The sequence below is a fragment of the Pseudomonas sp. WP18 genome (assembly GCF_036689585.1).
Lineage (GTDB): Bacteria > Pseudomonadota > Gammaproteobacteria > Pseudomonadales > Pseudomonadaceae > Aquipseudomonas > Aquipseudomonas chlororaphis_E.
Genome location: NZ_CP144758.1, coordinates 3199275 through 3212203 on the forward strand (window position 1 = coordinate 3199275; position 12929 = coordinate 3212203).

The 12929-nt window shown below is 54.2% G+C and carries 8 protein-coding genes; 3 read left to right on the top strand and 5 right to left on the bottom strand.

Going from position 1 to position 12929, the window contains the following annotated elements; genetic code table 11:
- The first annotated feature begins 224 nt into the window (after positions 1-224).
- The 3 genes from V5F23_RS14210 (at position 225) to V5F23_RS14220 (ending at position 5176) form a co-directional block, all read left to right on the top strand.
- On the top strand, positions 225-1949 hold the full coding sequence (locus tag V5F23_RS14210; protein WP_338495395.1) for a dsDNA nuclease domain-containing protein: 1725 nt from the start codon (positions 225-227) through the stop codon (positions 1947-1949).
- Position 1950: 1 nt separating this feature from the next.
- Entirely contained in the window at positions 1951-4095 is a 2145-nt protein-coding gene (locus V5F23_RS14215) for a DEAD/DEAH box helicase (protein ID WP_043196458.1), read from the top strand.
- A 328-nt stretch (positions 4096-4423) separates the two neighbouring features.
- A complete protein-coding gene (locus V5F23_RS14220) occupies positions 4424-5176 on the top strand; it encodes a DUF559 domain-containing protein (protein WP_338498920.1) in 753 nt (250 codons plus the stop codon).
- A gap of 250 nt (positions 5177-5426) precedes the next feature.
- Here V5F23_RS14220 and V5F23_RS14225 read toward each other — a convergent pair whose 3' ends face one another.
- From V5F23_RS14225 to V5F23_RS14245, 5 genes are all read right to left on the bottom strand, one after another.
- Entirely contained in the window at positions 5427-7241 is a 1815-nt protein-coding gene (locus tag V5F23_RS14225) for an ATP-dependent helicase (protein WP_338495396.1), read from the bottom strand.
- Entirely contained in the window at positions 7228-9018 is a 1791-nt protein-coding gene (locus tag V5F23_RS14230) for an AAA family ATPase (protein WP_338495397.1), read from the bottom strand. Before V5F23_RS14230 ends, V5F23_RS14225 begins: the two co-directional genes overlap by 14 nt.
- A gap of 275 nt (positions 9019-9293) precedes the next feature.
- Complete coding sequence (locus tag V5F23_RS14235) at positions 9294-10619, bottom strand: hypothetical protein (RefSeq protein ID WP_338495399.1); 1326 nt, start codon at positions 10617-10619, stop codon at positions 9294-9296.
- 146 nt (positions 10620-10765) lie between these two features.
- Positions 10766-11032, bottom strand: coding sequence for a hypothetical protein (locus V5F23_RS14240; RefSeq protein ID WP_043196463.1), 267 nt, complete (start codon positions 11030-11032; stop codon positions 10766-10768).
- A gap of 815 nt (positions 11033-11847) precedes the next feature.
- Positions 11848-12849 carry a DUF4917 family protein gene (locus tag V5F23_RS14245; RefSeq protein ID WP_043196465.1) on the bottom strand — a complete coding sequence of 334 codons (1002 nt, stop codon included), beginning with the start codon at positions 12847-12849 and terminating at the stop codon, positions 11848-11850.
- Positions 12850-12929 lie beyond the last annotated feature (80 nt).

Consider the following 12929-nt stretch of genomic DNA (forward strand, 5'->3'; position numbering starts at 1 on the left):
CTTTTCACAGACCATCGAGATCCATCCACTTCCAGAGGATGAGGCTCCCGGGGGCATATCTGAGGGCATGCTATGGATGGTTTGAAAAGGATGCCCCCAGCCTAACGCCCAACAGTTCCCTTCTCGAAAAGTCACCCTTTGCTGTTCCCAACCACCGTCGAGCGCTATTCGATCACCTCAGTTAATGGCTGACCCTCCGTACGAGAACAAGTGGGGATAGTCGAGTGATCGCCAATGATGGTAGCGTGGAGCCATCAATGGATGTGTCCGTAAGCTTGCGCTTGCTCTTCACAAGCCCGGCCGCCAACCTTCTTCATCGATACAAGGACGTCATGGTGAGTATTCCAAGCCCATCAAATAAAGGTGGGCCAGCAGCTCGACAAGGTTTCAAATACCAGGATCACGTCGCCGTTGCGTTTATTTTGAAGATGCTGCGTGACAGTACCTATCTCCAAGTGGAATGCGAAACTGCTGATGACATCGTCGCGGTTTCTGAGAATGCTGGGGAAACTGTCAATGAGTACATTCAAGTCAAGACCACCGAAAGTGATAAGAAGTGGAACCTGACCGAGTGCACCGCCCTGGAGAAGCAGAAAGCTGACTCCTCCCTGTTTCAGAAATCATTAAAATGCGATGTGCGACCGGGCATAGCCTGCTTCAGGATCGTGTCCAAACGCGATATCGCAAAGGCGCTGGAGTATTTCGCCAAGGAACTGGACAGACGGGTTACCCCCGACCTAGCCACCCAGCGAGGGCGGACGCTGGCCAAGCAGCTCAAGACCGTGTCTGTCAGAGGGCGGGACTTTTCCTATTGGGCAGACAACTTCGTCTGGCAAGTTTGCGGTGATGCTTCGTCGCTGGAGGCAACGAATCTACGTGTCCTTGCTGAGGTTATCGATCTGTATGGGGAGACCCCTTCTCATCGCCAGCAGAAAGAGATCTACGATGCCTTCCTGGCTTGGGCCGACGACGCTGCAACTGCTGATGTCAAAACCTTGCCCGAGAAGAAAATAATCCGCCGTGAGGCAGCCCTCGCGCGACTGAAAGCGCTACTTGGTGCAGCTGCTAAGCACTCTGCCGCCTTTGCCAAACCATACAAGACCAAGCCCGATCCGTTCCTGGTGGAGTTCCATACGACCACAGAGGATGGTTTGCTGCGTACCCTGTCTGGGTTTGACGTCGAGTACGATTTCGAGGAATGGCGAGCCCAACAACTAGCGGAGCACTTGCTGCAGTGGCTGCCTGAATTCTGTCTACGTGCGAGCGAAATCGCCAATTTCCAGATACACCACACGCCAACGGCATTGGCGCGATCCATCAACACGTTGACCCAAGCCGCCGTACCTCGGGATCGATTGATTGCAGAGTTGATATTGCATGCCATCCTGCGAAGTCGGGAACACAGCGAGCCAATCGCATGTAAGGTTTTCTATGCGGTCAACGGCAAGCTTTCCGAGTTCGGCAATGCGCACATCGTCCAGAAACCGGGTGAAGCAGACCAGCTATGGCTTGGTTTGTCGCGGATGATTTCCACCGGAACGATGGATCAGACACTGAAAGAAATTTGCGATGTGCTCGATGCCACCATCTCCAGAGCAGCGCTAACTGAGGAGCGAGAGATCATCATCACGCTCCGCGAGCCTCATCACCACCTACCCACGGCCGAAGCCTTCAACAAGGCCTTGCACCGCAATGCTCCTGCGCAGGAAATGCTAAGTGTGTTGTGCTTCCCGATCCTGCTCGCCTACGACAGCGACGCGTTGTCCGAGGGGTACCTGTCTGATTATCTGGCCAACCTCAAGACAGAGGTTACCCAGCACTACAATGCGCTGGCCAATACATTACCGTCAAAGATCAAACAAGTCCGGGTAGTGGTCTTCTTGGTGCCGATCGAGAGCATCCACCAGCTCGTTCAGAAATTTAATGCGCTCTGCAAGGCTGCTAGCTGATATGAAATACGATCTCATCAAACAACAGCTAGAGAACCTTTACGATCTCAAAAGTGACAAATCCGGCCTGCTCATGGGGATGAGCTCTATCGTGAACAAGGGTCATCCCGAATGGGAGGGCCGTGACCTGGTCATTCGGGCGCTTGACAAGTTCGAGCTGTTCGATGAAGTCGAACAGTCGTTGCTGCTCAGCCTAGTTCGTACCGTTGGACTGTTCCCCTACATCACCCCACATGTGGAGAGCGTTTCGTTCCCCGACCGGTTGGCCTATGAGGTTCATCGAGTGGAAGGGATTGAGAAAGGCATGGTTTTTCATCGCCTGCAGGCACATGTTTTCCATTTGTTGATGCAAGGCAGAAACGTCGTACTAAGTGCCTCGACCAGCGTCGGTAAGAGCCTGGTGATTGATGCTGTCCTCGCACAGGGCAAGTTCCGAAAGGTTGTAGTGATCGTGCCTACGATCGCGCTCATTGATGAAACTCGCCGGCGGCTGGTCAGGCGCTTTCGTCAGCAGTGCAACATCATCACGCACCCTAGCCAAGCGGCAACAGACGCCCCTATTAATGTGTACTTGCTGACCCAGGAGAGGGTGCTCCAGCGTGATGACCTGGGTGATGTTGATTTCTTCGTCATTGACGAATTCTACAAGCTCGACCTTGCCAGCGATTCTGACGAAAAGAATCGATCTATTGATCTCAGCCTTGCTTTTCACAAGCTTGCGAAGCTGAATGCTCAGTTCTATCTACTCGGCCCACACATTCAGAACATCCAAGGCCTGGATGGGTATGAGTACAATTTCATTCCCTCGAACTTCTCGACCGTGGCAGTCGACGTGACACACTACAACCTGCGAACGCGCGGCGACACGCGAAAGGATAAGCTTCTTGAGCTGTGCTCGCAGATCACCTCCCCTACCCTGATCTACTGCCAGTCACCGGCAAGCGCAAATCGGGTCGCGCAATATTTAATCGATGAGGGGGACTTCTCTGCGCTTGATGGCACCCGTGAAATTTCAGAATGGATCGCGGATAACTATCATCCTGCTTGGAACGTAGCGAAGGCGATTTCGCTAGGCATCGGCATTCACCACGGCGGTGTACCAAGGGCCATCCAGCAATATTTTGTGAAGTTGTTCAACGAGCGAACCATTCGCTACATCATTTGTACGTCCACCATGATCGAGGGGGTGAACACGTCGGCAGAGAACGTCATCATCTATGACCGAAGAATCAACAACAGTCCCTTTGATTTTTTCACATTCAAGAATATTTCCGGGCGCGCCGGGCGAATGAATCAATACTTCATCGGTAAGGTTCATATGCTGGAGGAGCCACCAGAGGAGAAGAGCCTCATAGTCGAGTACCCAATCGGCTTGCAAGACGGGGCGTCCCCTATGGGACTGCTCATGAAACTCGAACCCGAATACCTCACCGACCAATCGCGGCAGCGTCTTGAGGCTGCCTATGCGACTCCTCAGCTGTCCGTCGCGACGCTGATCGAAAACAGGCACATTCCAGTCGAACGTCAGGTCGAATTGGCCGACCGCATTCTGCGAGAGCTCGCGCTGGGTCGCGTATGGCTCACGTGGAAAGGTAACCCAGAGCAAAAGCAACTTGAGTATCTCTGTACTCTGATCTATGAGCACCTTCCTCATCGGCTGCCGGAGTATGGTATCCATTCAGGGCTGCAACTCGCTTGGCATATCAATGCCCTCAGAGCCCAGAAAGACTTCAAGGCCTATCTCCAGCAGGCGATTGATGAGGATGGCTCCGACCGGACTCCCAGCGAGTCGATAGGGCAACGGCTCAAGCTCATACGCAACGTCATTTCATACCGCCTTCCCCGAGACATCATGGCGCTGAGCAAGATCCAAGCGGACGTTTTGACCCGCAGGGGCATCGAGCCAGGGGACTTTGGCTTTTTCGCCGAACAGCTTGAAAACCTGTTCCATGATCCGCTGCTCACCGCGTTGGATGAGTACGGTGTGCCGACGCAGATCTCCTCGAAATTCAAAGGGGCGATCTTACCTTCAGAAAACCTTACCCAACTACTCGACAAGTTACGCGCATGGGCACCTAGAATCGAATCAGCACCGTTGACACACTTCGAAAAAAGCATCGTACGGTGGGCTGTAGACGAAATCTAACAGGGAGTATTGCGGCCATTCACCAGCACCCTAACGCCCTCTACAGTCGTAGAAAGCACTCATGCTCGGTGGTATGTGTAAGCAGTCAACGGCAACCGGGCAGTATGTCAGCGGAGACGACGAATGAAGTACCCAGGCCACCCCACTGATGAGACTCCGCCTTCGTGGTACCACGACCGGGGGCAGTCCTACATCGAGCAGGAGTTCCACAACGCGATTGAGGATCTCGCGAGTGCCATCGAGAGCGAACACTGGTTCGGAGACACCGTAAAACATCATCGATACTAGGGTCGACTTCATTCTCAAAGATGCACGGCTGATTGTCGAGCTGGATGGGCACGCATATCACTCGACAAAGGAACAGCTCGAAAAGGATGCGATCCGGCAGCGGTATCTTACCCGCGCTGGTTACTCAGTGATCCGCTTCACTGGACGTGAGATCAACCGTGATGTGCGGCAATGCGTTGCGGATGTTAGGCAAATCTACCTTGAGCGCATGCAGCGGGCTCCAGCGAAATATCGTGTCATGTACGTCGATTACACATTCGTAATGAAGCAGATGCACTTGGCACTGAGTTTTTATCGGGACATTCATCCTGACAAAACTCTGGAACCCCAATCGATCGAGAGCATCATTCCACATGCGATTTCTTGGCTTCACGAAAGGTCGTTCATCACCGTGTTCGTCTTTTGCCCAACGGAAGACCGAAACGAAATCGATCACCTGAATAGCTTGGTGATGGAATACGAAACTGGAGAGGTCAGGTTCAATACCCTGACAAGCGACTGGTACACCCTTGATCTAGGTGAGCACATGGAAGCCTATGCTCACCTGTTCGATGAGTTCATGCTGGTCGCGGATGACCCGGTCTACGCGGCCCCGTTTCGAGCTGTCCTACCTCAACAACTCAGTGATCGACAGATGGGTTTGTCCACCAATAAGTACTTGGCCAATGGCAAGCTCCTGCGCTTGGGAAACCAGGAAACTCATTTCGTCGGAACCGACCTGGTGCAAGTTCAATGGCAAAACGTCTGGTATGCCATAGGGTCATCATTTGGGCTCCATCCCTATGAGCTATAGCTACGGTGTCGCCATTAAAACTCAGTGACTGCACTCCGACCCAATGCGCTAAAGTTTAGTACCTGCTTACTTCAGCCTGCCTGCAGCGGATAATACGTTATGACATCAGACCTCTTCCCGCTGCTGACGCCTTCAATGCGGTGGATGCGCCTTACCCTCTCTGCCCCCACTCAATCAAGATTTTGGACATGCACTGAAAGCCCCCCCTACCACCTTGGAAGTTGTAGTCTTCAACGGCCGCTTACAACACTCACAGACCGGCTGCACGCATTCGTTGCTCCAGCTCATCCAAGAATGGCGAGCGCCCCAGGCGCATCGGGCCATAGCGGCCGTCAACGAAACCAGAGTACAGCATATGGACCTCATCACGCGCACGTGTAAGCCCAACATAGAAAAGCCGGCGACTTTCGCGCAACTTCTCGGGGCTCTCATTTCGCCATGGCAAATTTCCGAGATCGAGACCGACCATGATTACCACGTCATACTCACACCCCTTCGCTGAGTGCAGTGTCAGTAAATTGAGGTGGTCCGGCGAACCATCACGTCCGCCCAAGCTCGTGATGTCCAGCGTAGCCAACGCACCGCCCTCGGCGAGAGCTGTCGTCATACGATCTAACTGCTCTTTCTGATCAGCGAGCGCCAACTCATCATGAACTAGGCGATCCACGATCCCGTTACGTAACGAAGCAACAAAGTTACGTGCGGGCTGCTGGTCAGCACGCAATTGCCACAGTAAAGCGGTGAGCTCATGCCCTTTGCGTCGAGCGTGCACATCGTCTAAGCCCGACCTGTGGAAGGCGAAATAGCGGTCAATTAGCCCGCGCAGTTGCGGATGTCCGACACGCCAGCCACCCGCACACCAAGCAGCGCAATCCTCCACCCAACTCGTCAACGCAACCTTACGATAAGGCGCAGCGGTGTCCACCCGGATGTAATCGAAGCCGCCCGTTGTCACCGCCTCAGCGACCACATCGCCTGCACGATAATCTTTATAAAGAATTGCGATATCGCCCAACGTTCGCCCCGGCTTAGACGCTAAGGCCGTGGGAATGATCTGAGCGACGGCATGTGCGGCCTGATCCGACAGCCCATTGGGGCAAAGGACGAACTCGATGGTCGTCTGACGGGCTGGGTCATTCGCCCTATAGCCTCGAGCTTCACCCAAAGCCATTTCCGAAGCACTGACAATTCCGGCGCCTGAGCGATAGTTCAGCTGAAGTCTGACTGGTTCGATGTCTTCGCGCGCGGCGAGCTCCATGAGCAACGCGCCATCGGCACCAGTGAAACCGTAGATTGATTGGTCGGCGTCGCCGACCGCGAACAGGCGCACACCACCATCGAAAGCCAGGCGCGTAACTATTCGATGGAGTGCGACCCCCAGATCCTGATATTCATCGACTGCCAGCACTGGAAATTTTGCCTGCACCAGCGGTAGCACCCAATCATGATCGGAGATCAACTGCTGGCCAAAGACAACCATGTCGTCATAGTCGATTAGCCCATCCTGACGCAATGCAGCTTCGTAAGCGTCAGCCCAAGCGGCGAGTTCCTCTTCGCTACTCCAAGCAATGCTATTTCGGTTCAGTACGGAGCGGCGATGCCGTCCAAGATCGATCGCTTTGTAAGGGTGATTAGGTCCGAAGAGCCGGTCTCCAGATTGCTTGAGCAAACGCTCACCCACTCGCTGAGATGCCACTGAGAGAGGGAATTCTATCGGCAGATCAGCTAAGCGCCCGTATGGCATCAACAGATGGCGCAGACAGAACCCATGGACAGTGCCAATGAATAGGTTCGGCGCCTCTCGCAACCCCAACACCTCAAGCCGGCGAGTCAACTCACGCGCACACTCTTGGCTGTAAGTGATGCATGCAGCACCACGGGGGGGCTGAACGTCCTCAGCGAGGATACGGGCCAGCTTCAATGCGAGCGTCTTGGTTTTTCCGCTTCCAGGGCCAGCGAGTACTACGCAATGCCCCTGAGAGTTATATGCTGCCAACTGACCTGGGTTTCCTGCCAACTCGGCTGCCTGTGCCAAGTAGGCTGTACTGACACTACGCGACGGCATTGCGGATGTGCTCCAGCGCGGCCCGAATATAGCCCGGACAAACGTGCTCCGAAACAGATGGAGCTAGAGCCTGCGCAAATCGCCCCTTCCCGATCCTATCGATCAACTTCAGCAAGCGGTCTTCATCGACCTGCCCCGGATCGTCGACCCACTGTTGTAGGGCGCTCAAAGTAACCCGCCTTAGAGAGAGTTCCTCTAAAATGACCTCCTGCATCGCTTCCGCGAGCCCGCCCGCGAAAAGCTCAGTTTCCAAGGTGTTTTCGTTGACGAAGTATCCGTACTCTTCGCCTAGCTCAATCACCTCATCCGCATCCAGGTCCTCATGGTCTACGTCGCTTTGAACCACATTAAGAACGTTGATCAGTCGTCTGCGGACCAACGGATGATTGCCGTTGACGGGATCAAGATCCGTGAGAATCACATGGGGGATGTCTAGGCCCTCGGGGCCCAGAAGTTTTACGTAGGGTGTAAAGTTGGTTCCCCCAACCGAACACACGGTAATTCCAAGCATGTCGAGCGGGATTTCTAGAGCCTCGGCGAATGCGGGAACGAGGAAGCGCTCCGCGTCTCCCTCAACTAAAATCACACCTCGAGCGAAGAAAATCTCGCCTCTAGTAACATCGATGTAACGCTGAAGGTCCTCCTCGTCACGCTGAGTAAAAGGCGCGTTCGCTGTGGAAACAGCGACAGTCTCACCTAACACCGCGTCATGCCGCAGTAGAACGATTGATCTGATCGGAGCTACGCTCGCGATATGTGGCGAATGTGTAGTGAGGATTGTTGTCAGCGGGGGGGAATCCTCGCCATCCTCAGTTTCTCTTCCGAGAAAATAGCGATAGACGAGGCGCTGCACATGTGGATGCAGATGCGCTTCAGGCTCCTCGACTACAAAGAAGGTATGGTCACGCTCCCCGTCGGTGACGAGCCGATCAAGCTCGAGGCTTTTTAACGCCAAAAAAATCAGGTTTGCGGTTCCCAGGCTGGCTTCACCGACGCTGCGTACGCCATTGTCGATCAGTAACCGCAAGCTACGCAGTAACGCGTCCACTCGAGTGGGAGCGAGTCCGAGCGATACAGGAACCGCATGCTGACCACCAGCGATAGCGATTAGCCGATCGCTGATGCGGTTTGCCGCAGCCACCACTTCATCGTGGCCGGCCAGTTCGCGCTGTGCTTCATCGATCTGGTTCTGAATCTCTTCACGGGCATCGTCGTCCAAAGACGCGGCAAGATCCTCGATGAGCGGCCTCAATGGCGAATTGCGCCAACTTGCGAGATCCTTCTCGGCGTCACGCAACGCTCCCTGTACATCCATTGGCAACATGCGTCGAAGGCCGCCTCCGACATGCATTTCGGGATCGTGACCACCAAAGACTACGTACTCATAGTCAGTTAGTGATTCTGCTGCATTTCGAAGCGCGGCTTTAGGCTGGTAACGATAAGTAAGTCGAGCCACCATAGGAGGGCCTGGATCGATCACGCAATCGTTGAGGTGGGCCATCAACCGAGGGTCGCCGGTGAAGTCCGTCAGATCCACGGAAATTTCAATGCTCTCGCCAATCTTATTGGCGCCTAGTCCATCCCAAAAATGCTCAAGGCCCAGCTGCCTATCCCGCTCAGACAACCTCGGATCAAGAATCAGCTGCAGCCCGCGAATGAAGTTGCTTTTACCAACCTTGTTTTCTCCAACAATGACTATGCTGTCACCGGTCTCGACGTCAACATCCGAGAAATTAGCGAAATTGATTAGCCTGACACGAGAAATCCGCATTTCCATCCCCATCCTTTGGCTTGTCACAAATAGTAGTATTTCAATGCCATGATTCCATTCATTCCCCCTCCGGAGGCTATGTTGAGCAGGCCCACGTACCCAGACAGATACGCGGAGCCCTTGACGAACCATAGAAGTCCAGAACGTTGGAATTTCACATGTCAGGCCCAAACGCACAGTTGAGCGTAGACCGGATTCTTACTCTTGATGACGATCTTCGCTAAATCGTAGGTCTCGTAAGGTGCAGGTGTGATGATCTCATTAAGCACTGACGGTGAAGTTCAGTCGTGACCGGCAAGCCTCGCTTTGAGCATATCGAGTAAGCGGGCTCTTTTTTCAGCATCCTCCACCAGACGCTGACGTGCTGCGGACAAGGTGTATCTTAGGAACTCCTTGGCACGAGCCTTTATCAGCGCTGCGACGTCATCATCGCCGAACAACACCGCAAGGTATTCGAGTTTGCACACGAAGCGTTGGGTCTCCTTTGCGTCGACATCAGCTTGTGTGAGTTGCTTATCCAGTTGGCTCCAGAACTCCTCAGTGTTGATCCATGCGCCCAACTCCCTGCATTCGGATTCAAGCCGAACGTGATGCTGTTCGATTCCCATGGTGAAGATCTTCTTGACCTTCTTTACTGTCGGCTGCCGAAGCACATCCAGGAGACCGTTCAACGGAAGTTCACTGTGCTTGGCGAGCACCAGAAGGAGATCGAGATCTAGCATGAAGCTCACTGCGACCTCCCGGAAGCTGGCGTAGAGATCCCGACCGTGAGCGATGCGATTGCGACGAATCGGCATGATGAAGAGGAGGTACTCCATGCCGATTACATCGGTGTGCTTCTGGATCGTCTCGAGCAGGTGATTAAGAGCAGCTCTCTCACTCATCGACTCCTTCAGGCCAAGCGTCTGGCAGATGTTGTGAATGGTCCCTTCGATGAACGGCGGGAGGATGAACGACAACGAAATGTAATCGCGTTGTTTGAAACGCTCGACGATGTGCTCTACGAGATCGCCCTTGCCAGCAACATGAATGTCGTTACGACCGGCCTCCAAAAACCTCGGAATGATGTTCTCCTCGATGTAACACTCAGCTACCTGGTAGTAGTCATCGGTTACCTCCCGACGCTTGTAGTACGCCCGAATCTCGTCGATATTCTCGCGGTACACAGATACAGGCAGTGACAGGAAGCGAAAATCAATTTCCTCCAGGAGATCGGGATTGAAGTTTCGGGTTCGCCGATTACGGAACCGATAGCTATAAGTGAGGGCGTCAAAGAGGCACGGTGGACTGAAGCCCAGAAGTGACCCGGAGCCAAACGCCCTCTTCATCTCAGGGCTGCATTGAAACGCAATAGTGAGCGAAGCGTTGTCGAGTTGAACCTTGATGTACTCTTCTATTTCGGCCGCAGCAGCCTCGTTCTTCTGGAGAAAGTACTCTAGCGCACGCTTGCGATATCGCTGTTCTTGAGTACGGCTTTCGTCGTCATCAGGAACTGTCGGAGCGTCTAGCTCTGTCTTGATCCGGCTAATCTGCTCGTTGATAGCACTACGATCCTTCTCTATTTCTACGAGCAGTTTCGCTTTTACCTCGGCGGCTTCATCTTGCATTTCAATGTCCTTGTGCAACGCATTCTAAATGGTTGCCGACGACTTACCGGCAGCCATGGGGGCCGAGCAGTATAAGGAAGTTCAAGTCGCCTCACCTTCAATGTGCGCTCCACAGCTGACTCAGGCATCTCGTAAACTCCGGTTGATCAAATCGGCTCAGCAGGTGCAATTGCAGAGCGGACCGTGCCTTTCTCCGAAAGTGCATTGATGCAATCCATCGCCTGCATCACCTCACCGCTACGCTCGTGCTGGGTCACCTCGACTAGCCCCCCTGAGAGCTCGCCGGGCTGACGTAAATCGAGCAGCATGAGCTCAACCTTGCTGAACGCCAGTCCCGACTGGGAAACCGACTCCAGCCCTTCGCTTGCTGCCTTGATGATCAAGCGCGTATAGCTAGGGTGCGGCAATTCCACACCCACTCCTTTGGCGATAGCTCTTGCCAAGCAGACGAACGACATTGTTTTTAGATTCGCAGAGCGGTGGGTCATGCGCGGTTAGGCCCCACGTAAGATCTGCTCAAGTAAGCGCAAGTCCAAAGACGTGGTCGCCCACCCTTTCCGCAGGCCGTGCACGAACACGCTTGCGAAGGTCTTGCTGTTGGCGCTGGCGTCAAATTGACCCATTGGCCAATGCCATGATGTTCCAACAGCAACCGCATAAAACCAGCACTGGTAACGGTTCATAAGGTAGAAGCTTGGATCAGTAAGGTTTCAGCAACAGGGTCAATGCTGTGCTGGCGATAACAGTCACGCCACCTCCTATGCAATTTGCGCCGACAGTTCCGCAAATATGTCGTCCGCCGCTGACTCAACGCCCTAATAGAATCACAGCAGGTGCAGGCGCAAGCATCATCCCTACCGCTCGGCTAGATGTAGGCATTAAAGAAGAGCTAGGTGCTTAGCCCGGGAACACGCAGAAAAGCCTTCACCGGGAAGCTATGTTGCCATGCGACCACACTGGCGTCGCTTTTGAAGGAGACCGCAGCGTAGTAAATGCCAAGACCTGACTGCTTACCTGGCCAATTGGCGCGCTGGCCTGCCGAATGTCCAGGCTGCGGCAATATCCCTATCAAGGTCGTGATGCAGAAGTTCATACCTCAGACCATCGTCGTCGGCAATTACCACGCCGGGTGACAAAGCAGTCTTCTGCAGCAGCCAATCCTGTCCGGTAGAGCCATGCCGGCAGCGACGCTGTTTGCATGGCCTTTCTAGCTCCCAAAAGTTCCAGTCTATTCGTCTGCCGGGTGAATCCAGCACCCGGGACTCTCACTATCGAAGAAATCTACTTCTACCTCGCCGAGGTCATCCTGGATGATCTGATGGGCCGTATTGCAGTAAGCCTGGCTGCCCCGAAATACTGAAACGGCCACACGCTGGATGCCACTGCCTCGCATTCGCTTGAGCAGGTGCCTGTCATGCTCCCCCAGTCCCCAGCCGAACAGGGTCAGCGATCTGCGTGGCGATGTGAGGACCTCCCGATAGACCGTGGACAGGTAATAGCTGCTACGGATTGAGTTGATTTTTTGCCCGGCGGTGCCCTCACTGACGAACAGAGGCACAACTCGTTCGCTACGCCACTGCCGCAGGATCGCTTCCAGCAGCCCATGGCCTGCAGCATGGATTTTGAACTCTTCCTCCACGTTATTACGGCTCAGAGCCAAGCTACCGTGGGGGTAGAAGACCAAGGTATTTTCGCGCTCGCCGTAAAGCGAACGGAATCGCCGCCAATCGTCGTCAAAACTGCCGTCGCGGAAGCAGTCCTTGAACTTGTGACCATCGTCGACGTTAAAGCCGTGCGCCATGGTCCAGTAGACCAGCAAGTCGTAGTTCAGCGAGAGCACCGTGTCGAACCCTTTAAGGTACTGGTACATGTTGGGCAGATGTTGTGTGACCTGCTCGTACTCAGGGTGTACGCTGCGGACCGCTTGTATTAAGGAGTCTCGAACTCGCACATACGCCTGGTGCGTTCGCTCGTCAGGAATTTCAAGTGACCGGTTCACGTTGCTGGCCTGCCAGACCAGCCGCAGGACAAGCTCAAAATCGCTGGTTTCGAAGAAGTCGAACAGGCGCTGCACATCGCCGTCGAGCAACTCATTCTCGCGAGCGTGCGTCAGCAGAGAGCCATACGCGAAGGTCGGCGCAATCGCGATGCTCGCACCGTTGCCGAGCAAGATAGTGCCGCGACGGTAGTTGTTAGAAATTTCTGCCCACGGCAGGATGGGGAATGGCATACCGGCTCCGCTCTGGATGTTGTCGCGCGATGATAGCCGTACCCGGTGAACGTTTATCAGTGACCGCGTCAATAAAAGAC